Genomic DNA, 24,809 nt, shown 5'->3' with positions numbered 1-24,809 from the left:
GCAGCAAAAGGTGTGGGTGATTCAGACCCGGGAAGGTGCAGGGCTGTCGCATTTCTATGCCAGCATCCTGTCCGGATTGCGCGCCACAAGCCGCTGGCTGGCGCAGCCTGGCCCGCGCCGGCGATCAGGTCGATCATCTTCTGGAGCGCCTGAAGCCGCGCCTTTTGATCTTCGACGAGTTCCACAGCGCGTTGCGCGGGCGGCGCGAGGATGTGAAGGCCATCTTCTCGTTCTTGCGGCGGATCGCACGAGTGCATGACATCTCACCCGTCCTTGTCGGCGAAATCGCGATCTACGATGCGGTGCATGACACGGACGAAATGGGCTCACGCTTCGATACGATCCCCATTCCACGCTGGGCGTATGACGAGGATTTCGCGACACTTCTGGACAGCCTTGAGGTAAGTCTGCCGCTAGCCAATGCCTCCGATCTGTCGCGCGAACCCTTGGCAAAGATCATCCACGATCTGTCAGAGGGGCTGATCGGCGAGGTTATCGAAATAGTCACCAGGGCGGCAGTTGCGGCAATCTCGCGCGGTGAGGACCGGATCACGGGCGCAACCCTGTCGGACCTTGGCTATGTGCCTCTCTCGAGGCGCCGCAATTCCGCTTTGCGTCACGAGATGACATGAGGTTTGGGCCGACCGGGATCTCCGTGACGCCTGCAGAGCGGTATGAAGGCGCGGCGGGAAACCGTTGGCCCATGAGCATTATGCCCGCACCAGGTGAACTTCTGTCGAGCTGGCTGCACCGCCTCGCTTACGCAAACGGCATACCTCCGCACTATTTTGGTGCGCTTCTCGGAGCGCCAGGTCAGAACTGGTCGGCACGTCTTGATCGAGCGATGCCAGATCGCATTCTGCAGTTTCTGGGAGAACATACCACATACCCTTGGAAGACATCGCGGCTCTGACCATTGCTCCTGACCCCTTGCCCGGTTGCGTTTGCCCCTGCGGGCATCGCCTCAGCAGAGTTGCGCACCAAAGACGCAGGCGACCTGGCTGCAATTCTGCCCGGCCTGTCTGGCGGAAGACGAAACGCCCTATTTTCGCCGAGGCTGGAGCCTGGCGACACGCGTTTCTTGCTTTCGTCACGGTTGTCGGCTTCGAGACAGGTGCCCGTCTTGCGGACAAGGATTGGCTCCGTTCAGCCAGAAGCGTCTTGTGCCGCATCAGATCTGCGCCTGGTGCGGCGCGGCCCTCTGCAAACGCACCCGTCCCGCCGCCAACGGAGTTCGGCGTCTGGAGCGCCTGATCGACGATCTGCTTCGTTTGCATGCAGCAGGGCATCGAATGGCAGAGGGGCGATCTCTCCCGGACCTTCTTGGATCAGCCTGCTTTCAATTTGGTAAACAGCGCATGTCCATCGCGCGCCTCCCTCATCGAGATCGCTATCATCTGCTTCGGCAATTGACGGAAGGGCGGTCGACGCCTTTCGGAACGCGAAGAAGTCCCGCGATCTCTTATTGGAAACGCGTCGCTCAGGCTGCGCCAGCTTGGAGCGGACTGGTCACATCCTTCAGCGATGCCGTCCTGCCTCGGCCCAAAGCTGGGCCTTGCTCTACCACCGCTGGCCCGCATTTGGCGGATCTCGTTCAGGCGGCCGCGCGGCTCCATCAGCAGCGGCAGGTGCCCTGATGGTCTGAAGCAGGTTTCAAGGGCGCGCGGCCAGCCCAGCGTCATTCAGCTGTTCAGCGTCTGGCAGGTCGCGCAAGCTCTCCATCCCGAAAGCTGAGAGGAACGCGTCTGTGGTCACGAAGGTATAGGGGGCACCACGACGCGGCGCGCGCGGCCCAGTTCCAATCAGACCCTGCGCATGCAGCCTTCCGATCAGGTCCCGGCTGATCTCTTTGCCAAAGATGTCTTTGAGCCCATCGCGGGTGATCGGCTGGTGGTAGGCGATGGCCGCCAAAATCGCGACGTCGAACTCGTTCAGGTCCAGCAACTGGTCTCCGACATCCGCTGCGGCGCGGATCGCAGGCGCGTAAACAGGCCGCGTCCGGAACATCCACCCCCCCTGCGACCATGGCAATCTCGAACGCCCGCCCTTCCAGATCAGCGGCAAGGTCTTCCAACAGCAGATCAACCGAAGTCCCCTGCCCCACTATGCGCGCCAGATCCTCGCGCGGTACAGGCGAGGCAGAGGCAAACAGCACCGCCTCGATCCGGCGCATCCATTCCCGCCAGCGCAACTCCGGTGGCAGGTCGAGCAACTCGCGATCAAGCTCAGCTTCTGGTCGATCCTTCGACTTCCTTTCCGGTCGCATGTCCGAACCGCGAAACCGGTTCCCACTTTCGCTGTCCATGCTCATGGCTACACCCCGTAGAGCCGGAATGTGTCGCGCCCGGTTAGCTCGCGGACCGCGCCGAGATCGACAAGCCGGTCACAGAGCCGCCGCGCCGCGCGGTCCGGCAAAGGCAGGGCACTGGGCGCCACGGCGTCCTGCGTCAGGAATATTTTCACCGCCGCCCCTGCCCCCTTGGCCCGAAGCTTTGGTGCAACTCCTTTCAAAAGCGAAGCCCGACGCGCGAGATCGACAGCCAGACGCGCGGCCTCGACCGCGGATGCGGTCACTGCGCGATGACAGGCTAGGCGCAAATCGTCACCCCGCTTGCGCAGGTCTGTGCGTTTCAAACCCGCGGCCAGCAGCGGCACGACATGATCCCAACCAAGCGCCTGGGCGAGGGCGGCGTCCGCGAGGATCAACGCCGGGACTTCGGCACGGGGTGCCTCCGTCAGGACAGCATCCAGCACCACCGCGGTACGGGTCAGCGGTGCCCCATTTCCCGCATCCAGCCACGTGGCGATCTGGCAAGACTCGATGGTCGGTAAAGCTCGGCTCAAAGCCTTGACCGACACCGACCGTTCCACCGCGCGACGCCAGGCAAGGTAGGTTTCGCCTGCCGGACCGGGAAGGTCGCCGGGACGCAGGAGGTGCACCGCGTCGCGCAATTCCCCCGCCCTCTCCATCCGACCGGAAAGCGCCACGCATGCCTCTGCGGCGTGCAGGGCCAGCCGGTCCCGCAACAATGCTTGGGGGACATCGTCTCGTGCAAACACATGATACAGGTGAGTAAGCGCTGCACCTGACAAAAACGCCACATCTTCAAAGGCTTCAGGACGTGCCGAGGTGACCCATGCGGGCATCCGGGGTAGAGTGTCTGTGTCGATGGAGTGTTCCGGTCGGGCAAATGTCATGACTGAAGCCTAAACCATCGCGGCGCTTTGCTCCAGAAAATAGCACAGAAAACGCCTCGCTCTATCTTTTGCCATGATGTCCGATAATCTTGCATTATCGGGCGTAAAAATGATATGCTCGAAAACATGAGCAGTCCTACGAATAACAGCACCAAAATCGAGGATTCCGACGCGTCTGGCGCAGAGATTTCGAGCTCAGCGTCCTATGACTCGTTGAACGGTGACGAACACGACAAGAGAACCTCTCGGGACCGAGCCTCAATCGCCCTGCCCGCCAATGTGGCCGGCTCCGGCGCACTCGACCGGCTGATCGATACCGCCCGTGGCTACGCCGAGGCCTCGACAGCCGGGAACACGAACAAGGCCTATGCGGCCGACTGGAAACACTTCAGCCGCTGGTGCCGGTTGAAAGGCACGGAACCTCTGCCCCCCGCGCCCGAGATGATTGGACTTTATGTGGCTGATCTGGCTGCACCAACCGGGAAGGCCCCTACCCTTTCGGTCTCCACGATCGAGCGCCGTCTCTCGGGGCTTGCCTGGAACTACAGACAGCGCGGGTTCACTCTTGATCGCAAGGACCGGCATATCGCCACCGTTCTGGCCGGGATCAAACGCAAGCATGCGCGCCCGCCGGTCCAGAAGGAAGCGATCCTGCCTGAGGACATCCAGGCCATGGTGGCCACCCTTTCCTACGATCTCCGCGGGCTCCGAGACCGGGCGATCTTGCTTTTGGGCTATGCAGGTGGCCTGCGCCGGTCGGAGGTGGTCTGCCTCGATGTGCATAAGGACGATACACCGGACTCCGGCGGCTGGGTCGAAGTCTTCGACGGCGGCGCCCTGCTCACCCTCAATGCCAAGACCGGATGGCGCGAGGTTGAGGTCGGGCGTGGCTCAAGCGGCCAGACCTGTCCCGTCCACGCGCTTGAGCAATGGCTACACTTTGCGAAGATCGACTTTGGGCCGGTCTTCGTGCGCACCTCGCGGGACGGCAAGCGTGCCCTCGAGTCCCGCCTTTCCGACAAGCACATAGCGCGACTGATCAAGGCAACCGTTATGAAGAGTGGCATCAGATCCGATTTGCCGGAAGCCAAACGGTTGGCAATGTTCTCGGGGCATTCCTTGCGTGCCGGGCTCGCCTCGTCGGCAGAGGTTGATGAGCGCTATGTTCAAAAGCAACTCGGACATGCGTCGGCCGAGATGACCCGGCGCTATCAGCGCAGGCGCGACAGGTTCCGGGTGAACCTGACCAAAGCCGCAGGGCTGTGAAGCTCAGGATTCTTGACCCATTGGTGAAGCGCTAAGGTGAAATTCCAGCGCTTCAGTTTCAGCTTACTGCTTCAATTGAAATCGGGAACTAAACGCGACAGATGACGAGCGCCACTGAGCACGCCCTTGCATCTGTTTTCAAACGGTCGTTTATTAATAATATACGAAACTGCAAAAAGACTGTTTTGATGCCCCTGATCGGTTATGCCCGCGTATCGACCGAAGATCAGACCCCCCTGCCCCAGTCGCAGGCCCTGAAATCCGCGGGTTGCGCCGAGATCCATGAAGAACAGGCCTCGGGCGGCAATCGTGCGCGACCGGTGCTTGCGCGGGTGTTGGAACGCATCGGCAAAGGCGACACGCTGGTCGTCGTTCGGATCGACCGACTGGCGCGGTCGCTGTCGCATCTGCTGGAGGTGATCGAGCGGCTGGAGGCCAAGGGGGCGTTCTTTCGTTCTATCCAAGACCCCATCGACACCGCCTCTCCGCAAGGCAAGTTCACGCTGCAGGTCCTGGGCGCTGCGGCCGAGTTCGAGCGCGCCCTGATCCGGGAGCGCACCAAGGCCGGCCTCGCCAGCGCGCGCACAAAGGGACGCGTGGGCGGGAACCCTGGGCTGCGGGCCAAAGACCCAGCCGCACTTCGCAAGGTGCGGCTGGCGCGACAGGACGGCTACATGGAGCGTCTGAACGAGACGGCACAAGATTGGGTGCCGCATGTGCGCCGGTTGCGCCCTGATTTGGCCTGGGAAGACGTTTTGCGCATCATCAACAGCCCCTTGCCCGAGGCGCGTCGCTGGACCCAAAGCCGCCTGATACGCGCTGTGAAGGCCTATGTCCGCGACGGCTTCCTTCCTACCGAGGTGCTGGCCCGCGCCGGGCGCCGCGAAACGGACGATCGCCTGCCCGCCATTATTGCTGGCATCAAGGGCGCGGATCCCGACATCACGCTTCAAGCGATCTGTGAACGGCTGGAATCTATGCGCGAACGCACACCACGTGGCCGAACGAGATGGCAGCCTTCTTCGGTTAAGATGCTACTGGAGCGGGCTGAGAGGCTAGGGCTGCTTGAGTAGTACAGAAACCCCGCAAATCATGCACGACATGGAAGGATTACAAGGCTAAGGCCAGCACCAGACTCAGAAGCCGTCCGCTCATGCAAAGGGGTTGACGATGCGAAGCTGGCCTTCCACCAGCAGGCCATCTTGCATGTCCTCGCTCCACAGCGTGGTACACCCCGCAACCAAAGCGCTGGCCACGATCATCGCGTCGTAGATCGAGAAGCCGTAGCGTTCCGCCAAAGCGCGGCCGACATCATGGGTCTGCACGGTGAGATCCTCGACGGGACACAAGGCGCGCACGCCTTCGAGAAAGGCCGCTGCTTCCTCCCAACTGAGGCCAGCTTTGCGGCGGCAGTTCACCAGTGACTCGTTTAGAACCTGAACGCTGATCCGGGGCCCCTGCCCCAGGATGACCTCGGCGCGATCGGCCTTCGGACCGTCGTCGAGCAGGTAAAGAACGACATTCGTGTCCGCAAACTCAGCGCTCATGCGCGTCGTCGCGGCTCAGACGTTCTGCTGCGGACAACTTGCCCCGGAAGCGGCGCAGGCCGGTCAGCACCTCATCCGCACGAGCAAGGCGACGGACTCTGACCCGTCCGTCGTCCTTGACCAGGTCGATCTGATCACCCTCCTTGAGACCAAGCTCTCGGACGAGCTCTGCGGGCAAACGGACGGCCAGCGAGTTACCCCATTTTGCGACCTGCATCTTGACCTCCCATGCGGATATACGTCTTGTAATGTATATCCAAAAGGTTCCTAAGACAAGCCTGCCCACGAACCCGAGCCACTCTTGTGCATCACGCAGCGGCTGACACCACATTTAGAAAGAGCTTGCACGAATCTGACTCCTCCGGCAATAGTCACGGAAAAGGGCGACTAAACGCCATAATCCGTGAACACGCCCCAGCAAGAAAAAGGGGTCGCGCGAGGGCAGATGAGCAGAGCCGATACACAGGAAGACCTGAACGCCGTGATCCGTCAGCACTCCGAGTTGCTGGCGGCGCAGCTGCATTCGCAGCGTGAGAGCCTGTTCCCGCCCGACGCATCCAAGTCTATGCGCAAATTCACCTCTGGGGAAGCTGCTGCTCTGCTGGGCGTCAACGACTCATACCTCAGAAAGCTCCACCTTGATGGCAAGGGCCCGTCGCCAGAAGTTTCATCGGGGAACCGGCGGCATTATTCGGCTGAAGATATCCATAAATTGCGGGTTTTGTTGGAGAAAACGGCTCGAAAGCCAGGAGACTACCTGCCCGGTCGTCGCGCCGGTGACCATCTGCAGATCATCGGCGTGATGAACTTCAAGGGTGGGTCCGGAAAGACGACCTCCTCGGCGCATCTTGCTCAACGGTTGGCCCTCAAGGGTTACCGTGTCCTGGCGATCGACCTTGATCCGCAGGCTTCACTTACGGCCTTGCATGGGGTTCAGCCGGAATTCGACCTTCTGGATGGCGGTACGCTCTACGATGCGATTCGTTATGAAGACCCGGTTCCGATCGCCGAGGTGATCCGCAAGACATACATCCCGAACCTCGACCTGATTCCTGGGAATCTCGAACTGATGGAGTTCGAGCACGAGACGCCACGGGCACTTTCTCGCGGCAACGCGGGTTTGTTCTTCTTCCGTGTGAAGGAGGCGCTGGCGCAGGTCGATGAGCAATATGACGTCGTCGTCATCGACTGTCCTCCGCAGCTCGGATTTTTGACCATGTCCGCGCTGTCGGCCGCGACAGGCGTTCTCGTGACGATCCATCCCGAGATGCTCGACGTGATGTCGATGAGCCAGTTTCTCAGAATGACGGCCGACCTGATGGACGTCATTGCCGACAGTGGAGCAGACATGTCGCATGACTGGATGCGGTATCTCTTGACCCGGTATGAGCCGACAGACGCACCGCAGAACCGTATCGTTGCCTTCTTGCGGACGATGTATGGCGACAAGGTCTTGAACGCGCCGATGCTCAAGTCGACGGCCATCTCGGATGCCGGTTTGACCAAGCAGACCCTTTACGAGGTCGAACGCAGCGCCTTCACTCGGACGACCTATGACCGAGCCATTGAAAGCCTGAATGCGGTCAACGACGAGATTACCCAGCTCATTCAGAAGACTTGGGGGCGCTGATGACCGACAGCAAGAAAAAGCGCATGTCCATGCTCGATAGTCTGGCTGCGGCGGGGACGTCCCCTGCCCCCGGTAGCATGATGTCAAGCAATCGGGCCCTGCGGTCGGCGCGTGATGCTGTCGATGCTCACCATGTCTGGGAGCTCGATCCGGTCGAGATCCAAGACGAGCGATACTCGGACCGCCTCGATCCAAAGGATGTGCACGATCTTCGCGCGTCGATTGAACAAAACGGGCAAACTGTGCCCATCCTTGTTCGGCGCCATCCGACCGACCCCAATCGGTATCTCCTCGTCTATGGACGCCGCCGTCTTGAGGCCATTCGTGCCTCCGACAAAGTGAGCAAGGTTCGCGCCCTCATAGCCAACCTGGACGATACCGCCGCACTGCGCGCTCAAGTCTCAGAAAACACTGGTAGACGTGACCTGAGCTACATCGAGCGTGCCCTCTTCGCTCAAGAACTGCTCGATAGTGGCTTTGGCTCTCAGGCACAGATTGCCGAGGTGCTGAACGTGACCCGCTCGGCGGTATCGATGTCGGTCTCTGTTGCCAAGGCGATCGGAACTGCCTTGGCCCACGCAATCGGACCGGCTCACGGCGTCGGCCGTCCCAGATGGGAAGCACTAGCGAAAGAGCTTTCCGACAGCCGGATCGATATCGACGAACTATCCCGGGTTGCTCTTGATGTTCGTGCCAAGACCGCCGTGAGCGAACAGGCCGACGAGGATCCTAAGGTTGATCCTTCGGTGGCGGCTTTTGAAGCCGTTGCACGGCACATAAAAAAGAGTGTGAGTCCGACGCTCGGCAAGAAGCCGAGATCGAAGACCACTGCCCTTGTCATTGATGGCACGCCAGTGGGCGCGATCAAGAGATCTGGCCGGGCGCTTCGCCTGGACCTGACGGATGTGGATGATGCCTTTGCGGAGTGGCTTGATGCCCGCGCGCAGGACGTCCTCGAAGAGCTTCACGATCGCTGGAAACGCGAGACATGAAGAGAGGCAGAGCAGCAACAAAAAGGAGGCACGGTACAGGCTAAAGAAAAGGTCCCGCAAAGCTTGCGCTCCACGAGACCCCAACTTTGATCTTAGCACTTTCAAGGTAGTGGGCCAGCGCGCAAACCGCAAGTCATATGTGATTCGCGGAACAGTTTTTCTATGCCTTCGTGAACGACATCATGGATTACACACCGATTTCGCCGTTTATGCGGCCTATCTCGCACGCCCATCTGCGCGTGGTCGAGCGTCCTGAGGCGTCTGTTCCTGGCAAGCCCGTCAACAAGTGGGAGCTCCTCCGCGAGCTGTCCAAGGCACAGGCCGCCTTTCGGGTTTCCGAGCGCGATCTGACCGTTCTTCAGGGGCTTCTCAGCTTCTTTCCGGATGATGCGCTTGGCGGGAACACCGAAATGGTCGTCTTCCCATCCAACAAGGCGATCTGCGAGCGGCTGAACGGGATGCCTTGCTCGACGATGCGTCGTCACCTCGCCCGGTTGGTAGAGGCAGGCTTGCTCATGCGGCGCGATAGCCCAAATGGGAAGCGGTATGTGCGCAAGCGTGGTGAAGATCGCGTGGCCTTCGGCTTTGACCTCTCCCCGCTCTATTGCCGGGCAGAGGAGATTGCACGGGCCGCAGAGGCCGTGCGTGAGGCCGAGGACCGTGTGCGGCGACTGAGGGAGGTGGTGAGCCTCATGCGTCGCGACCTGGCCGCTCTGGCGGAGTTCGGCGAGGAGATCCAGCCCGGGCTTGGCCTATGGGACCAGCTCCGCGACACGGCCGCTCTCACGGCCCGCGCTCTTCGCCGCAAGCTTTCGCTTGAGGATCTGTCGGCATTCCGGACTGAACTGGAGACCCTTCTTGATCATGCACGCAACGTCATTGATGGTCCTGAAACAGAAGAAATGAACACCAATGATGCCCATTTTGAGCGTCATCATCATAATTCAAATGAAGAATCTATAGATCTTGAAACTGCCTTAGAAAAAGGCGGGGCGGCGGGTGGCGTGCCTGATGATGATACGGGTGAGCCCGTGGCTGACCTTGAAGAGCCTGACACGAGGCGGGTGCCGAAAATCCCACTCCACCTGGTAATCGCCGGCTGTCCCTCGCTCAAGACTTTCTATCAGGGCGATATTCGACACTGGCACCAACTTTTCGACGCGGCTTGTCATGTACGGCCGGCCATGGGGATCAGTGTTTCCGCTTGGGAAGAAGCGCAACGCTTCATGGGACCAGAGCAAGCCTCGATCGTCGTCGTGGCTATGCTTGAACGTTTTTCCGACATCAGATCACCGGGTGGATACTTGCGGGCGTTGACGTCCAAAGCCGCGGCGGGCGAGTTTTCCTGCGGGCCGATGGTCATAGCGCTAATCGGACGACGGAGTGCGGCGTAATGTTCACAGCTGTGAACTCCTATCGCCTCGACCGTTCATTTGCCAAAGTTCACAGCTGTGAACTATCTCCACCGGTGCGGGAACAAAGGGTAGCTAGAGGGAAAGGAGTGTTGGTTTGAGGGTGACGGGAAGTGAGATCGGGAGAGTGGCTTCCGGCGCCCGTCGTGGAGAAGATCTGATGACCAAAGCTGTCCAGAAAATCACCATGTCCCCTTCACGGGATATCCCTTTCGACAAGCTGGTGCTGAGCCAGTCCAATGTGCGGCGCATCAAGGCTGGCGTGTCCGTCGAGGAACTGGCCGAAGACATTGGCCGCCGCGGCCTCTTGCAGAGCCTGAGCGTGCGGCCCGTCTTGGCTAACGATGGTACCGAGACCGGCAAGTTCGAGATACCGGCCGGGGGCCGCCGGTTCCAGGCATTGTCCTTGCTGGTGAAGCAAAAGCGGTTGTCGAAGACAACGCCCATTCCTTGCATCGTGCGCGATGCTGCGTCCGACATCCTGGCCGAGGACGATTCCTTGGCCGAGAACATGCAGCGCGTCGCCTTGCACCCGCTCGACCAGTTCCGCGCGTTTGTGTCCCTCCGCGACAAGGGTCAGAGCGATGCAGAGATTGCTGCGGCCTTCTTCGTGACGCCACAGATCGTGAAGCAGCGCTTGAAACTCGCCTCCGTCGCCCCTGCCCTGCTTGAGGTCTACGCCGAGGATGGCATGACGCTGGAGCAGCTTATGGCCTTCACCGTGAACCCCGATCACGCGCGTCAGGTTCAGGTCTGGGATGTGATCCATTCATCCTGGAACAAGGAGCCATTCCAAATCCGGCGCATGCTGACCGAGACCTCGGTCCGGGCGTCTGACCGACGCGCAGTCTTTGTGGGTGTTGATGCCTATGAAGCGGCGGGCGGCACGATGCTGCATGACCTGTTCCAAGGCGATGATGGAGGTTGGCTCGAAGACCCTGCCCTGCTTGATCGGCTGGTAACGGAAAAACTCCAGGCCGAGGCAGAGACGGTTGCAGTTGAGGGCTGGAAGTGGATCGAGGTCGCACTCGACCTGCCCTACGGCTACAGCCACGGCCTGCGGTCCCTGTCCGGCGATCCGGCACCGATGACGGATGACGAAGGCGCGGCCCATGCCAAGCTGCTCGCCGAGTACCGGGCGCTGGAAGAAGAATACGCAGGTCAGGATGATATCCCTGAAGAGATCGACGCGCGGCTTGGCGTGTTGGAAACGGAGATGGAAAAGATCGAGACCCGGCCGTTGATCTTCGACGCGGAGGAGATCGGGCGGGCAGGGGCGTTCGTCACGCTCGACCGCTACGGCGCTCTGGCAGTCTATCGCGGCTATGTGCGTCCACAGGATGAGCCCGTTGACGAGACCGCGGTCCAGGACGGTACGGATCCTGCGGCGGCGGGGCAGGCGGATAATCGTGATTTCACCGATGGCCATGGCAGTGCCGCTCATGGAGGAACCGTCATCATGTCGGGAGGCCAGCCGATTGGCGGCGACCTGCCGGAGGATGAGGACGACGGGGCATTGAAGCCACTGCCCGAGCGGTTGGTCATGGAGTTGACGGCCCACCGGACGCTGGCGCTGCGTGAAGCGATCGGGCGCTCGCCGGATGTCGCGCTGACGCTGCTGCTGCTGAAGCTGGTGACGGACACCTTCCGCACCTCCTCTGCTTCGGGCAGCTGTCTCGAGGCATCCGTGCGTCAGGTCTATATGTCGGCGCAGGCGCCCGATCTGAAGGACAGCGTGGTGGCAAAGCTGGTCGACGAGCGTCACGCGGAATGGGAAGCCGATCTGCCGCTTGGCGATGATGCAGCACTCTGGGACTATCTGACGGTCCTCGACCAGGGCAGTCGGCTGGCCTTGCTGGCGCATTGCCTCAGCTTCGGCGTCAATGCGCTGCATGAGAAGGTGAACCCATACGGGGCAGGCATCTCCGCAGGCGGACTGACCCGTCGTATGGCGCATGCCGATCTCGTGGCGCGCGCGACAGGTCTCGATATGGTGGAGGCGGGATGGGAGCCGACGGTGGACACCTATCTCAACCGCGTGCCCAAGGCCCGCATCCTCGAGGCCGTGCGCGAGGCGAAAGGGGAGGGGACTGCCCAACTCCTCGATCACCTGAAGAAAGGCGAGATGGCCAGTGAGGCCGCGCGCTTGCTGAAGGGCAGCGGCTGGTTGCCCGAGGTCCTGCGCCGGAACGATCTCGTGGCGCTGGACGGTGAGGGCCATGCCGAAAGGCAGGGGGCGGATGTCGATGCCGAAGTGGCCGACAGCGTCAGTAAGGCTGACCTTCCTGCATTCCTGACGGATGACTTGCCTGCTGAAGGCGCGTCGATGCTGGCCGCAGAGTAACGTGTTCCAGCAGGGGGGCGGGCATTCCGCCCCCAATCACCCTATAACATAACAATATCAATAAGATGAGTGCGATTACTCGCATTCGGAATGAGGAATCATGTCTGCAACAACCATCATCGACGCAGCCCCCCTCGGGGCGCTCATTCGCTACACCGACGGCAGCCCCAAGCCACCGGCACGCTTCACCAAGAAGCTGGCGGCCTGGGAGCGCTCGAACGGTGTAGGCCGTCTCGTGAAGAAGGAGCCGCCCCGGGCCTATCCGACCTGGACGGCTCCCGCGTCGTTCACGCTGCATGAGGGCAATTTCTCCTCGGATGGGGTGATCCTCGTGACCATCATGCGCAGCCATTCTGTTGACAGCGCCCTCGTCTTCGAGGTGGCCGAGGACCCGAAGCCCGGGCAGGTGCGCGTGCTTCTCGACTTCGGCGGCAACACGGAGCTGCTGCATCTGGCGGAATCCATGACTGCGGCCGAGCTTTGGATCGCCAAGGAAGGATACCGCAATGCGCGACTTGAAATCGTCGCCGATGAAGATGGCGAAAGGGCAGGGGGCGCGGACCTGGCCGCCTGAGCCCAACTGAAACCGAGGGGCCCGCCCAAGCGCGGGCCTCTCATCCATCACAACCTTGTCTCGCGATGTCGCGGGGCGCCAAAGGAGCCATCCCCAAGGAAGGACGTCTTCAACCAAGATCTAGGCCGGGAGGTTGGAGGCAAAAGCATCAGCGGGACAACCGGCTCCAGTCGTCAGGGCACTATCCCCCGCTCGCCATTCCCTTCCTTGCCCCGAATCCCGTCTTCGAGATCAACCCACGAGGGGTCGGACTACGGGCAAGCCCGTGCCGCCGGGCGGATTCGGAGCAAGTCCGAACGCACCCGGTGATGTCAGCCAGTATTCGGGCCTGCGGGGTCCTGTCGCGCGGGGGATGGTCCCCCGCCTCCAAGACAGGAGCCAAACAGATGTCCCGCAAAGATGCACACGCCTTCGCCGCCTCCCTCGCCGCCACGCTCATGGTCTCGATCGTCGTCTTTCAAGCCGGTGATGGAACCTTCGGCGCCGTCCCCGCCGATGAAATCGACGGCGACGAGGTCGTGATCGTCTCGGAATACGATCCCTTCGGGTGAGGCTTCGGCCTCACTTCCCGAGGGCTTGGCGCAAAAGCGGCTATCGCCGATAGAGGGCCTGCTCTACAGAACAGTCCCAAGTTCATAAAAAATATAAGAAAATAGCTCTCCTATAAGAAAGCTTTCCTACGTTTCTGCGATTTTCTTCAAACTATGACGTCGCCGGTGATGCGTCAGACTTCAAGGCCAATGCTCCCGATCTTTCGCATGGGCATTTGGAGCATCTGTTGGCAATCTGACGGATGCCTGAAATCCAGAAGGTTCACCGGGACGTGGTGACTGGAGCAAGAGAGAGGTTTCGATCCGTTCTGCGATGGCTGAGACGATAGCGAGGCCAAGCCCGCTACCATCAGTTTTTGCATCTGCCCTCTCGAAGCGCCCTGTCAGGCGTTCGAGTGTTTCGGTTGCTACCGCGGGGCCCTCGTTTGCCACGATCAACTGCCCGTCGCTCGTGAGTGTAACATCGACTGGGGCATTCTGCGCCCCGTGGCGTAGGGCGTTTTCCACCAGATTCCGGCACAGAATTCCCAATGCGTCGGGGTCGATATCAGACAAGACAGGCGTGTCCGGCAAGTTCAACATAAGGCGCCCGTTCTCTGTGCTGCGCGCAATATCTTCCACCACGACCCGAGTGATGGTTCTGACATCAGCGCTCTGGTCCATCCGAAGTCTACCGCCTTCCGCCCGCGCAAGCTGCAGGAGACGCTCGGACAGCCGAGTGAGACGCTTGAGCGTCGCCTCGATCTCGGCGGCGCGCGCGTCGATGGTCGGATCTTTGGTCTCTGACCGCAGTCGCTGCGCCTGGGCGATAGCGCCCGCCAATGGTGTCCTTAGTTCATGAGCCGCATTGGCTGCAAAACTTCGCTCAGCCTCGAACGCGTCGCGCAGCCGAGCCAAAAGGCTGTTCAAGGTTGCGGCCAGCGGTCCTATTTCCGTCGGCAGGTCGGCCGCGGGTACTTCTGACAGGTCGCGCACGCCGCGCGCTTCAAGCCGCGTACGGAACCGATGGAGAGGGGCGAGGCTAAAGCGCACAGCGAGAATAATCGACGCGAGCGCCAACGGCAGCACAACCAGCAGCGGCAGGCCGAGGCCCATCTGGATTTCCCGAGCAACCGAAGCGCGATGCGCCAACGGTTCGGCCACGGTGATGCTGATCGTCCCCTGGAGCGCCGCGTCGCTGTAGAGGCGATGTGTGGCGTTCTGCGCAAATCCCGGACCATCGTAAGGAGGGAACACGGCAGGGTCCGCCGCATGGGATTGCAGCAAAATGCGTCCCTCGGCATCGCGTACGATGTAGGTGAAGAACTCGTCATGCTCCCGGATCGGCGCGAGGCGCTGCGTCACACCCTGATCTTCTCGCCCGACGATGTCGGTCACGGCCAGCGGCAGGATGCGCTCGGCGGTTTCGCGCAGGGCGCTGTCGAAGACCTCATCCATCTCGCCCCGAACGATCACCGCGGTAACCGTGGCGGCGGCGAGCCAGAGGATCGTCAGCACAAGGCCGAGTGACAAGCCGAGCCGTACCTGAAGGCTGGATGGCCACATCATGGCTTGCCCAGCCGGTAACCCATGCCGCGCTCGGTCTCGATGATGGCGCTCCCCAGTTTCTTGCGCAGGCGGCTCACGTGCACCTCGATGGTGTTGCTCTCGACTTCGGCGTCGAAAGCGTAGAGCTTCTCCTCCAACTGCGCCTTGGACAGGAGCTGCCCGGGACGCGCCAGGAAGGCCTCGAAGAGCGCCCATTCCCGCGCCGTCAGCGGCACATGTCTGCCATCCCGATGGACGCTGCGCGCGGCAAGGTCGATGTCGAGCGGTCCGTGGGTCAGGATCGGGTTGGGGTTGCCGCTGTAGCGCCGCGCGACCGATCCGATCCGTGCCGACAGTTCCGACAGGTCGAAGGGCTTCACAAGATAGTCGTCAGCGCCCGCATTGAGGCCTTCGATCCTATCGGACACCTGGTCGAGCGCCGTCAGGATGATGACCGGCGTCACGTCTCCACGCGTCCTGAGGCCCTTGAGGAACCCGATACCACGTCCGTCTGGCAGCATGAGGTCGAGCAGGAGCAGGTCGAAGGAGGTTGCGCCCATCGCGTCTGCCGCCGCGTCTAGCCGCGTTACCCAGTCTACTGACTGGCCATCAGCAGCGATCTGGTCGCGCACGGCAGCGCCAAGAGTCGTGTCGTCTTCGATCAGCAATATGCGCATGGTCGTACCCGTCCTTTCTCGATGTCCCTCCATGATCCGTCTGGCTGACACGAAGCTGAAGCTTGTGGGTCGAGCCCCTTCAGGCTGCCGTCAGCTTCGCGGCGCATGAATGGCATCAAGAGGCGAGCCACTAGGAGTGTGCCCCATGAAGAAGACATTGACAATTATCGGCTTTCTCGCGGTCTTTCCGGTCGGCGCGGCGCTGGCTGACGACGATTGCTTCGTGCCGATGGCCGACTGGCAGCCGCGCGATGCTGTTGCCATGCTGGCTGAGGAAAATGGTTGGACGGTGCGTCGGATCAAGATCGATGACGGCTGCTACGAGATCGATGGGAGGGATGCCGAGGGGCGTGCGATCGAGGTGACTGTCCACCCGGCCACGCTGGAGGTAATCGAGTTCGAATACGAGGACGACGAGGATGATCGCCGCGAGCGGGATCACGAGAGACGCGACGATGACTGATGCAGCGCGTCGCGACGGTAATGTCCCGGTGCCGGGCCTGCCGCCACTCTCCCGGCCTTCCCTAAACTCTCCTCTAGCCCTGACGGGCCCGGTGCTGGTTGCGTTGCCATGCCTACTGGCGGCACTGATCGGGTTCAACACCTATGCGCCCTATGGCGCGGATGCAGCACTTGGCATTGCCGTCGGGGCCGCGGCAGTTGTCGCGATGGCACAGACCCTGATCCTCGCCGCACGGCCGCCGCTGGTGGAACCATTGTTCGGCGGTCTCGATCGCATGTACCGGGTCCACAAGTGGCTTGGTATTTCCGCAATGGTCCTGATGATCCTGCACCAGCAGATCGAGCCGGATTTCGAGCGTTTGGTGCGTGAAACCTCCCTTGGTGAACTTGGTGAAGAGGCGGGCGAACTTGCCTTCAACGCGCTTCTCGCCCTGGTTGCTGTCAGCTGGTTCCGGAGATTGCCCTTCACCCCACTGGAAATCCCCTATCAGATCTGGCGGTTCAGCCATCGTTTCATGGGGGCCCTTTTTGCAATCGTGGTCTTTCACCAGTTCTTCGTCGACCTGCCGACAGAGGTAGATCCACCGCTCTCGGTGCTTCTGAACACATTTGGCATCGCGGGAGTGATCGCGTGGATATTCACCGAGCTGGTCGCCCCGTACCTGCGGCGTAGAGAATTCACCGTCACAGAGATCAGCCAGACCAAGGACACCACCACGCTAACCCTCCGCCCCGAGGGGCGGGCCATGCGGTGGCGGCCGGGGCAATTCGCCTTCTTCCGCGCGCCAGAGGCAGGACTGTCCGAGCCGCACCCCTTCACGATCGCCAGCGCCCCGCGCCCTGACGGCACCCTGACGTTCTCCATCCGGGGCTTGGGTGGCTGGACACGAAGCCTGCCCGCCATCTTGCGGACCGGAACGCGCGTGCAGGTCGAAGGGCCATATGGACGGTTCAATTTCCGCAAGGGCGGTGCGCGCCAGATATGGCTGGCGGGCGGCATCGGTATCACGCCGTTCCTCGCCTGGGCCGAAAGCCTGAGCGAAGCGGATAGCCGCGACATTCACCTCATCCACTGCGTTCGGACACAAGAGGAGGCGATTGGGGTAGAGACGCTGCGCGCTGCGGCTGCCCGCAACCCGAGGTTCAGTTTCGAGGTGGTCGTAACGACGCGCGATGGCAGGCTCACGGCCGAGCGCCTGATTGGCGCGGTCCCTTTCGCGATCCGGCAAGCCGATCTGTGGTTCTGCGGCCCAACCGGTCTGAAGGACGGGATTCTCAAGGGCTTGAAAGCACAAGGCCAAACGCCTCGCCGTGTCCGCTTCGAGCAGTTCGAATTCGCCTGAACGCGGGGCAGGGCGCATAGCCATGCCAGCCCTGTAGCCTGCGCTCGCATTTTTTTGGCCCCGCCATCATCGGCGGGGCCATTTTCCTGACGGCAAGCTGAAGCAGGAATCGCTGGGGCGTCAGGATGCCCTCAGGTCGGGGTGCCAGATTGGTCTCATCAAACGAAAGGAGACCTTGCCATGAAAAAGACCCTGACCCTTCTCGCAGCGACAACGGCGCTGACCGCCGCCATCGGCGTTCCTGCTTGGAGCGCAATGCAGGCCCCGGCCGACAGCATGCTTCGGCCCGTTGCCGCGCTCTTTGATGACGCCTCACAAGACATGCCTCTCATTCTCGCAAGCGACGATGACGACGACGACCGCTGGCGGGACGGTTCGCGTCGCGGACACGACGACGACGATGACGATGACGAAGACGATGACGAAGACGATGATGACTGCGACGACGATGATGACGACGACGATTGTCGGGGCGGCGTCCGCAATCCCGCGCCCGCTGGAACGGTCGCTCCTCCGCAGAACGGCCTCTTCGGAAACGGCGCCCCTCCGCAGGTTCAGGTGAACTGAACAGCTCCGAAGCACCCTGAACAAGGATCATTCCCATGAAATCACTTCTCGCAACGCTCGCGCTTACTACCGCACTCACGCTTCCCGGCCTCGCTATGGCACGGCCCGTGACGCTCACAACCACCCTTAACAACTATGGCGGCGACGGCGCCTACCTCGCGCTTTACGTTACCGACGCCTCGGGCGCCTATGTCGGCAGTCTCTGGATGGCTGGTGGCAAGTCCAAGTACTACGAGCATCTGAGCGACTGGTACCGTGCCACGGGCGGCGATACCGCGCAGGTAAACGGTATCACCGGCGCCAGCGTCGGCGCGGGCCGCAGTCTCGAGATCACGCTCGATCTGGCCGACGCGCTGTTCGATGCGGGCTACACGCTGCACATCGACGCGGCGGTCGAGGATATGCGCGACAGCCCGAACGAGGTGGCCGTGCCGCTGACGACGGCGGGCGCGGGCACGCCGGTGAGCGGGCGGCGCTACATCGCCAACTTCTCCTACGACATGTGAGGGGCAGGGCCATGATCCGTACACTCCATCGCTGGCCGGGTCTTCTGGCACTCGCGCTCGTCACGATCCTGAGCCTGAGCGGCGCTGCGCTCTCGGTCTTTCCGGCAGTCGAGCGCATCACCGCGCCGCAGGTGGAGACTGGCCAGACAGTCGCCACCCTCGCGGACCGCATCCAGGCCGTCTATCCGGGCGTCGAGCAGATCCGGCGGTCGCCCTCCGGTCGGATCACCGCCTATTGGTTCGATCAGGGCGCGCCGGGTGCTGCCGTGATCGACCCGGCGACGGGCGCGGGCGTTGCCTCGGCCGACCCGAACCAGGCCCTTCGCTGGCTCACCAACTTTCATCGCTCGCTCTTCCTCGGGGATGGCGGGCGCATCGCCATGGCCGCCGGGGCCGCGGCGATGCTGGTCCTCTCGCTCTCGGGTGCTGCGCTGGTCGCGCGACGGGCGGGCGGATGGCGGCACTGGTTCGCGTCCTTGCGCGGTCCGTTCGCGGGCAGGCTGCATGTCGAGATCGCCCGGATCACCGTCATCTGCCTCGTTCTGTCCTCCACCACCGCCCTCTGGATGACAGCCTCCACCTTCGATCTTTTGCCGGACGGTGGCGTCCTGCCGGCTGATCCCACCGAAGTGAGCGGAGAGATTGGGTTCGCTCTCGATCAGATGGCCACGCTGCTGCAGACGCCCGTCGCCGAGCTGCGCGAACTGAGCTTTCCCTATCCCGGCGATGCGACGGACGTGTTCACACTGAAGACCGACCGGGGCACCGGCTATCTTGACCAGGGAACCGGCGCGCTCATGGCATGGGCCGACCTGACCGGGTGGGAGCGCGTCTCGGAAACCATTTACATGCTGCACACGGGGCAGGGGGCCGCGACGCTCGGCCTTGTGCTCGGGATGATGGCGCTCGGAGTGCCGGCGATGGGCGTGACCGGCGTCCTGATCTGGTTTACCGGGCGCCGCGGGCGGCCGCGCATCCGGGGCAACCAGCCCGCGGGCCGTGCCGAGACGATCATTCTTGTCGGCAGCGAGGGTGGCAGCACGTGGGGCTTCGCCGCGACCCTGCATGCCGCGCTGACGGCAGCGGGGCAGGGCGTCCATGTTGGCCCGATGTCGGGCTTCGCGCCAGAGCGCTACGCCCGTGCAGAGCGCATCATCGTGCTCGCCGCGACTTATGGCGATGGTGCGGCGCCCGCCTCGGCCAAGGGGTTCCTCGACCGGATGAACGCGTCGGCCCCTGCGCCTGATATCCCGATGGCCCTGCTCGGCTTCGGCGACCGCAGCTTTCCGGCCTATTGCGTCTTCGCCAAGGCCGTTGCGGCAGCGGCGCAGGCGAAGGGCTGGGCCGAACTCATGCCGCTGGACACGATCGACCGCCAATCGCCACAGGATTTCGCGCGCTGGGGCCGCGCTCTTGGCGAGGCGCTTAGCATCTCTCTCGAGCTTTCTCACCAGCCCGTCTCGCCGCGCACCGAAACATTGACCCTCGTCTCGCGGCGCAACTACGGGGCCGAGACACAGGCAGCGGCAGCGATCCTGCGCTTCGCCCTGCCGCGCGCGACGCTGTGGCAGCGGCTGACCGGGGCGGGTTTCGCGCGGTTCCAGGCGGGCGACCTGATCGGTGTCCTGCCGCAGGGCAGCGCCGTGCCACGTCTCTACTCGCTGGCCTCGGGTCGCCGCGACGGCTTCGTCGAGATCGTGGTGCGCAAGCATCCGGGCGGGCTGGCCTCGGGCCAGCTGACCGCGCTGGAACCGGGCGATACGGTCCGGGCCTTCCTGCGCCGCAATCCCGGCTTTCACGCCGGCCGCAGCCGCGCGCCGCTGATCCTGATCGGGGCGGGCACCGGCATCGGGCCGCTGGCAGGCTTCATCCGCGGCAATGCGCGTCACAGGTCCGTGCACCTTTTCTTCGGCATGCGGCATGCGGACAGCGATTTCTTCTATGGCGAAGAGATGCCCGGCTGGCAGGCTGAGGGGCGGTTGACCCGGCTTGTCACCGCCGTCTCGCGCGGCGCGCGACGCAGTTATGTGCAGGACGCCCTGCGCGCCGACGCGGCGCAGGTGGCCCGACTGATCCGCGACGGGGCGCGTGTGATGGTCTGCGGCGGGCGCGACATGGCCACGGGCGTGAGCGATGCGTTGGCCGAGATCCTCGCACCTGCCGGGCTTACGCCCGCAGTCCTGAAGACGGAGGGGCGGTATGTCGAAGATATCTACTGAGCGCGCGCGCATCGCCCTGAACGGCCCCACCATGGGCACGCGCTGGTCGGCGCTGTTCTTCGCGGATCGGGGCCGCGACACGGATGCAATCCGTGCCGCTCTTCAGGCGGCTGTCGACGAGGTGGACACGCAGATGTCGACGTGGAACGCGGCGAGCGCACTCATGCGGATCAACGCGGCGCCGGTGGGCGATTGGGTGATGGTGCCGGAGCAACTGCGGTCGGTCCTGCGCCTCGGGCTCGAGATCGGGAGCGCCTCGGGCGGGGCCTTCGATATCGGCATGGGCGATGCGGTGACGGCCTGGGGTTTCGGGCCCGGGGCCGCCGCGCCCGAGGGTATCCGCGCCGCGATGGACGCCCTCCGCCGCCCGGCGCAGGAGGTGCTGGAGATCGAGGGGATGCAGCTGCGCAAGACGGCCCCCATCGCGCTGGACCTCAACGGCATCGCCAAAGGCTACGGCGTCGACCGGCTCGCCGAGACCCTGCGCGACCACGGGATCGCCGATGCCCTCGTCGGGATCGATGGCGAGATGCGTGCAATCGGTCTCAGGCCGGATGGCGAAGCTTGGACGATCGCGGTCGAGGCGCCCTACCCGGACCGCCGCGCGCCGCATTCGGTTCTGGCGCTGCAGGACGCCGCCGTCGCGACCTCCGGTGACTACCGCCACTGCGTCGAGGTTCAGGGGCGCCGCCTGTCGCATACTATGGATCCGAGACGTGGCGCGCCGCTGATCGCGTCGCCCGCCTCCGTCACCGTGGTGGCCCGCACCTGTGCCGAGGCCGACGCCTGGGCGACGGCGCTGATGGTGCTCGGTGCGGAGAGGGGTGCGGACCTCGCAAGACAACGTGGACTCGACGCCCTGTTTCTTCTGCGCGATGATGAAGGGAATGCAATGGGCGTGGGAGTCGGGCGTCTTTTTTCCGAAGAACCAGCGGCAATCGCCTCAGCCGGGGGAAGTTGAGCCGCATGGAACAGGCCCATACCGATCGCTTCAAGACCGCACTCCTGCTGATGGCCGCAACCGGGCTGATCGTGGGACTCGCATTCTACCTTGCGGGCCAACCAGAGATTGCGAGCCTGATCTGGATTGCAGGAGTTGTTCCCGCGCTCTCAGCGCTTGTGGTCGAAATCGTCCGGAGCATTGGGCGGGGCGAGGTGGGCCTCGATATCGTTGCCGCGCTGTCGATGTCGGCGGCGCTTGTCTTCGGCGAGACCTTGGCTGCGGCTGTCGTCGCAGTCATGTATTCTGGAGGCACCTTCCTCGAAGCCTTCGCTGAGGGGCGTGCACGCCGTTCGATGAAGGATCTTTTATCCCGCGTACCCCGGACCGCGACGCGGCACCGGAACGGCGGTCTTGAGGATGTGCCTCTCGAAGAGATCGCACCGGGCGATCGCCTGCTGATCCGGCAGGGCGATGTCGTTCCCGTGGACGGCACGGTGGCGTCCGACACCGCCTTCCTCGACACCGCGGCGCTGACCGGCGAGTCCCTGCCAGTCCGGCTGGCGCGCGGGGCCGACGCCATGAGCGGATCGACCAACGCGGGCGAGGCCTTCGACCTGACGGCGACGCGCGAGGCCAAGGACAGCACCTATGCCGGGATCGTTCGTCTGGTGGAGGAGGCGCAGGCGTCCAAAGCGCCGATGTCCCGGCTGGCCGACCGCTGGTCGCTGGGCTTTCTGGTCGTCACCGTCAGTATCGCCTTCGCGGCGTGGTGGTTCACCGGTGATCCGATCCGCGCGGTTGCCGTTCTGGTCGTCGCCACGCCCTGTCCGCTGATCCTTGCTGTGCCGGTCGCACTGGTCGCCGGCCTGTCGCGTGCGGCGCATTTTGGCGTGCTGATCAAGGGCGCGGGGCCGCTCGAGACAATGGCGCGGATCCGCACGCTGATCCTCGACAAAACGGGGACGCTGACGGATGGCCGTCCGCAGATCGTCTCGATCGACAGCCACGATGGCATGACCGAGGACGACATCCTCCGCCTCGCCGCCGCGCTCGATCAGGCATCGAAACACCCCGTGGCGCAGGCCATCGTCGCTGCCGCAAAGGCGCGGGGCTTCACACTGCCCGTTCCGACAGAAGTGGCTGAGATCCCGGGCGAAGGGGTCTTGGGTCGTGTGGAGGACCGCGAGGTGATCGTCGGCGGCGACGGCTTCGTGGCGTCCCGTGTCGGGCGGATGGTGGGCGATCACCCCGCCAAGGGCGCCGGATCGGTCCTTGTCGCAGTGGCAGTTGACGGTCACATGGCCGGGCACCTCGTCATGTCCGACCCGCTGCGCGAGGGGGCGGGCACCATGCTGGACGGTCTGCGCCGTCAAGGGATCGCGCGCATCCTTCTGGCTACTGGCGACCGCGCGGACGTGGCCGAGCGCGTGACCGAGGGGCTGGGCCTCGACGGGCTGCGGGCCGGTCTGACGCCGGATCAAAAGGTGTTACTGGTGCTTTCCGAGCGTAAACACGGGCCGGTGATGATGGTGGGTGATGGTGTCAACGACGCGCCCGCCCTGGCCGCAGCCGATGTAGGCGTGGCAATGGGGGCACGGGGCGCCGCGGCCTCGGCCGAGGCCGCGGACGTGGTGCTGCTCGTCGACCGGATCGACCGGCTTGGGCCCGGGATCGAGATCGCGCGGGCGTCGCGCCGGATCGCTGTCGAAAGCGTGGTCGCGGGTATCGGTCTGTCGGTTCTCGGCATGATTGCCGCCGCTTTCGGGTATCTCACCCCGGTGCAGGGGGCGCTTCTGCAAGAGGTCATCGACGTCGCTGTTATCCTGAACGCCCTGCGCGCGCTGCGCATCGCGCCACAGGAGCCAGCTACGGGCAAACCACAGGCCATCATGTCAGAGCAAGCTGACATCGTTCAAGGAGCCACGCCATGAGCCGTCTATCACATTCTGAAATCCATATGGTGCATCGCATCGGCTGGCTGCGGGCCGCCGTTCTCGGCGCCAATGATGGTCTTGTCTCGACTGCGAGCCTCGTCGTCGGCGTCGCGGCCGCAGGCTCCGGCAAGCCCGAGGTCATGATCGCCGGGCTGGCCGGGCTTATGGCTGGCGCGATGTCCATGGCGGCGGGGGAGTATGTCTCGGTCAGCTCGCAAACTGACGCCGAACAGGCGGACCTCGCCCGAGAGAGCCGTGAGCTCGAGGAAACGCCCGAGGCCGAGCTCGAGGAACTAACCCGGATTTATGTTGAAAGGGGGCTGGACCGCGACCTGGCGGAAAAGGTTGCCGTGCAACTGACTGAACGTGACGCGCTCGGATCGCATGCGCGCGACGAGCTCGGCATTTCGGAAACCGTGACGGCCCGCCCTATCCAGGCGGCTCTGGTGTCCGCACTGACCTTCGCAGCTGGGGCGGTGCTACCTCTGATCGTCGTGCTGCTGGTCTCGGAGGCGCAGATCGCTTCCCTGGTGGCGGGATCGACGATCTTCGGCCTTGCGGTTCTTGGCGGATTGGGCGCTTCGGCCGGCGGCGCAGGCGTCGTCCGTGGGGCCGCGCGGGTCACGCTATGGGGAGCGCTTGCAATGGCGGCGACAGCCGGGGTCGGTGCGCTGTTCGGGGTCGCCGTAGGCTAGGAGTCAATGGGGTGTACCCTAACCCCGCTCCGGCTGCTTGTTGCGGCATCGCTCGTCAACATCGCGCTGAAGATCGTCTTTACCCCGATGCTCGGTGCCGTCGGGCTTGCCCTTGCGACATCAGTGGGCATCACGGTCTACGCGACGCTGCTCTACCGGGAAAACCGGGTCCGTGGTTTCCTCACGGGGCCCGCGCCGATACCGGCGGGCGCTCTCGTCGCAACGGGGGTCGGATTGGGCCTGTTTGTCTTGTGGTCACGCGATGCCGTCCTGCGCGCCATCGAGTATCTGACGCCAGGTCTGGGATTGCCGGTCGCGTTGCTGATGCTGGTGATCGCGATTCTGGCGGTTCACGGCTCGGTGAGTGCTATGGTTATCGGGCGCCGCACGATTGAAAAAATGGGCGCACCGGGGGAATAGCT

Annotated in this window: 25 protein-coding genes and 1 pseudogene; 20 read left to right on the top strand and 6 right to left on the bottom strand. The window is 63.3% G+C overall.

All coding sequences use genetic code 11. The annotated features are described in order from the left end of the window. Nucleotides 1-56 precede the first annotated feature (56 nt). From IMCC21224_RS25075 to IMCC21224_RS29085, 3 genes are read left to right on the top strand one after another with little or no spacing between them, the layout of a single operon-like run. Nucleotides 57-632, top strand: a complete 576-nt coding sequence (locus tag IMCC21224_RS25075) for a TniB family NTP-binding protein (protein ID WP_231582228.1) — start codon at nt 57-59, stop codon at nt 630-632. Then, nucleotides 629-913: a TniQ family protein gene (locus tag IMCC21224_RS29090; protein WP_082135458.1), complete on the top strand. Its 285-nt coding sequence runs from the start codon at nt 629-631 to the stop codon at nt 911-913. Before IMCC21224_RS25075 ends, IMCC21224_RS29090 begins: the two co-directional genes overlap by 4 nt. Nucleotides 914-938: 25 nt before the next feature. After that, nucleotides 939-1,637 (top strand): TniQ family protein, encoded by a 699-nt coding sequence (locus IMCC21224_RS29085; protein ID WP_082135457.1) that lies wholly within the window; start codon nt 939-941, stop codon nt 1,635-1,637. Nucleotides 1,638-1,653: 16 nt separating this feature from the next. Here IMCC21224_RS29085 and IMCC21224_RS25070 read toward each other — a convergent pair. Continuing rightward, nucleotides 1,654-2,266, bottom strand: a pseudogene (locus tag IMCC21224_RS25070) (SMC-Scp complex subunit ScpB). 47 nt (nt 2,267-2,313) lie between these two features. Continuing rightward, nucleotides 2,314-3,198, bottom strand: coding sequence for a DUF1403 family protein (locus IMCC21224_RS25065; protein WP_047997797.1), 885 nt, complete (start codon nt 3,196-3,198; stop codon nt 2,314-2,316). A 126-nt stretch (nt 3,199-3,324) separates the two neighbouring features. Between IMCC21224_RS25065 and IMCC21224_RS25060 the strand changes: the two genes are divergently transcribed. Together IMCC21224_RS25060 and IMCC21224_RS25055 are read left to right on the top strand one after the other, a co-directional pair. Further along, nucleotides 3,325-4,464, top strand: a complete 1,140-nt coding sequence (locus tag IMCC21224_RS25060) for a tyrosine-type recombinase/integrase (protein ID WP_231582182.1) — start codon at nt 3,325-3,327, stop codon at nt 4,462-4,464. A gap of 188 nt (nt 4,465-4,652) precedes the next feature. Continuing rightward, nucleotides 4,653-5,537 (top strand): recombinase family protein, encoded by an 885-nt coding sequence (locus IMCC21224_RS25055; protein ID WP_047998274.1) that lies wholly within the window; start codon nt 4,653-4,655, stop codon nt 5,535-5,537. Between the two features lie 78 nt (nt 5,538-5,615). On the opposite strand, the gene IMCC21224_RS25050 is transcribed toward IMCC21224_RS25055, so the two are convergent. Both IMCC21224_RS25050 and IMCC21224_RS25045 read right to left on the bottom strand, forming a co-directional pair. Beyond that, complete coding sequence (locus IMCC21224_RS25050; protein WP_047998273.1) at nt 5,616-6,011, bottom strand: PIN domain-containing protein; 396 nt, start codon at nt 6,009-6,011, stop codon at nt 5,616-5,618. After that, complete coding sequence (locus IMCC21224_RS25045) at nt 6,001-6,228, bottom strand: AbrB/MazE/SpoVT family DNA-binding domain-containing protein (RefSeq protein WP_009503866.1); 228 nt, start codon at nt 6,226-6,228, stop codon at nt 6,001-6,003. The genes IMCC21224_RS25050 and IMCC21224_RS25045 overlap by 11 nt, the downstream gene beginning before the upstream one ends. 228 nt (nt 6,229-6,456) lie before the next feature. Between IMCC21224_RS25045 and repA the strand changes: the two genes are divergently transcribed. From repA to IMCC21224_RS28370, 6 genes are all read left to right on the top strand, one after another. Further along, nucleotides 6,457-7,641: a plasmid partitioning protein RepA gene (gene repA, locus IMCC21224_RS25040; RefSeq protein WP_047998272.1), complete on the top strand. Its 1,185-nt coding sequence runs from the start codon at nt 6,457-6,459 to the stop codon at nt 7,639-7,641. Continuing rightward, entirely contained in the window at nt 7,641-8,633 is a 993-nt protein-coding gene (repB, locus tag IMCC21224_RS25035) for a plasmid partitioning protein RepB (protein WP_047998271.1), read from the top strand. Before repA ends, repB begins: the two co-directional genes overlap by 1 nt. Nucleotides 8,634-8,815: 182 nt before the next feature. Continuing rightward, nucleotides 8,816-10,027 (top strand): plasmid replication protein RepC, encoded by a 1,212-nt coding sequence (gene repC / locus IMCC21224_RS25030; protein WP_047998270.1) that lies wholly within the window; start codon nt 8,816-8,818, stop codon nt 10,025-10,027. A 178-nt stretch (nt 10,028-10,205) separates the two neighbouring features. Beyond that, complete coding sequence (locus IMCC21224_RS25025) at nt 10,206-12,389, top strand: ParB/RepB/Spo0J family partition protein (protein WP_047998269.1); 2,184 nt, start codon at nt 10,206-10,208, stop codon at nt 12,387-12,389. Nucleotides 12,390-12,489: 100 nt separating this feature from the next. Beyond that, nucleotides 12,490-12,963, top strand: a complete 474-nt coding sequence (locus IMCC21224_RS25020; protein WP_047998268.1) for a hypothetical protein — start codon at nt 12,490-12,492, stop codon at nt 12,961-12,963. 386 nt (nt 12,964-13,349) lie between these two features. Next, complete coding sequence (locus IMCC21224_RS28370; RefSeq protein ID WP_007803240.1) at nt 13,350-13,514, top strand: hypothetical protein; 165 nt, start codon at nt 13,350-13,352, stop codon at nt 13,512-13,514. Nucleotides 13,515-13,694: 180 nt separating this feature from the next. On the opposite strand, the gene IMCC21224_RS25015 is transcribed toward IMCC21224_RS28370, so the two are convergent. Beyond that, nucleotides 13,695-15,062: an ATP-binding protein gene (locus tag IMCC21224_RS25015; RefSeq protein ID WP_047998267.1), complete on the bottom strand. Its 1,368-nt coding sequence runs from the start codon at nt 15,060-15,062 to the stop codon at nt 13,695-13,697. Further along, nucleotides 15,059-15,718: a response regulator transcription factor gene (locus IMCC21224_RS25010; protein ID WP_047998266.1), complete on the bottom strand. Its 660-nt coding sequence runs from the start codon at nt 15,716-15,718 to the stop codon at nt 15,059-15,061. The genes IMCC21224_RS25015 and IMCC21224_RS25010 overlap by 4 nt, the downstream gene beginning before the upstream one ends. Nucleotides 15,719-15,863: 145 nt before the next feature. On the opposite strand from IMCC21224_RS25010, the gene IMCC21224_RS25005 reads away from it, so the two are divergent. The 9 genes from IMCC21224_RS25005 (at nt 15,864) to IMCC21224_RS24965 (ending at nt 24,807) form a co-directional block, all read left to right on the top strand. Beyond that, nucleotides 15,864-16,181, top strand: coding sequence for a PepSY domain-containing protein (locus tag IMCC21224_RS25005; protein ID WP_043872236.1), 318 nt, complete (start codon nt 15,864-15,866; stop codon nt 16,179-16,181). After that, the gene (locus tag IMCC21224_RS25000; RefSeq protein ID WP_231582227.1) at nt 16,174-17,523 is read left to right on the top strand and encodes a ferric reductase-like transmembrane domain-containing protein; all 1,350 of its coding nucleotides are present in this window, start codon (nt 16,174-16,176) and stop codon (nt 17,521-17,523) included. The genes IMCC21224_RS25005 and IMCC21224_RS25000 overlap by 8 nt, the downstream gene beginning before the upstream one ends. Before the next feature lie 180 nt (nt 17,524-17,703). Next, entirely contained in the window at nt 17,704-18,090 is a 387-nt protein-coding gene (locus IMCC21224_RS24995) for a hypothetical protein (protein WP_047998264.1), read from the top strand. A gap of 35 nt (nt 18,091-18,125) precedes the next feature. Then, complete coding sequence (locus tag IMCC21224_RS24990) at nt 18,126-18,596, top strand: DUF2271 domain-containing protein (protein WP_028288620.1); 471 nt, start codon at nt 18,126-18,128, stop codon at nt 18,594-18,596. Between the two features lie 11 nt (nt 18,597-18,607). After that, nucleotides 18,608-20,815 (top strand): PepSY domain-containing protein, encoded by a 2,208-nt coding sequence (locus IMCC21224_RS24985; protein WP_047998263.1) that lies wholly within the window; start codon nt 18,608-18,610, stop codon nt 20,813-20,815. Then, on the top strand, nt 20,796-21,776 hold the full coding sequence (locus tag IMCC21224_RS24980) for an FAD:protein FMN transferase (RefSeq protein ID WP_047998262.1): 981 nt from the start codon (nt 20,796-20,798) through the stop codon (nt 21,774-21,776). The genes IMCC21224_RS24985 and IMCC21224_RS24980 overlap by 20 nt, the downstream gene beginning before the upstream one ends. A 5-nt stretch (nt 21,777-21,781) precedes the next feature. After that, nucleotides 21,782-23,689 carry a heavy metal translocating P-type ATPase gene (locus IMCC21224_RS24975; RefSeq protein ID WP_047998261.1) on the top strand — a complete coding sequence of 636 codons (1,908 nt, stop codon included), beginning with the start codon at nt 21,782-21,784 and terminating at the stop codon, nt 23,687-23,689. Then, on the top strand, nt 23,686-24,387 hold the full coding sequence (locus IMCC21224_RS24970; RefSeq protein WP_047998260.1) for a VIT family protein: 702 nt from the start codon (nt 23,686-23,688) through the stop codon (nt 24,385-24,387). The genes IMCC21224_RS24975 and IMCC21224_RS24970 overlap by 4 nt, the downstream gene beginning before the upstream one ends. Before the next feature lie 6 nt (nt 24,388-24,393). Beyond that, the gene (locus IMCC21224_RS24965) at nt 24,394-24,807 is read left to right on the top strand and encodes a hypothetical protein (RefSeq protein ID WP_047998259.1); all 414 of its coding nucleotides are present in this window, start codon (nt 24,394-24,396) and stop codon (nt 24,805-24,807) included. The last annotated feature ends 2 nt before the right edge of the window (nt 24,808-24,809 follow it).

Source organism: Puniceibacterium sp. IMCC21224, from assembly GCF_001038505.1.
In the GTDB taxonomy this organism is placed as follows: domain Bacteria; phylum Pseudomonadota; class Alphaproteobacteria; order Rhodobacterales; family Rhodobacteraceae; genus Puniceibacterium.
This window is presented reverse-complemented; position numbering and strand designations above follow the sequence as displayed.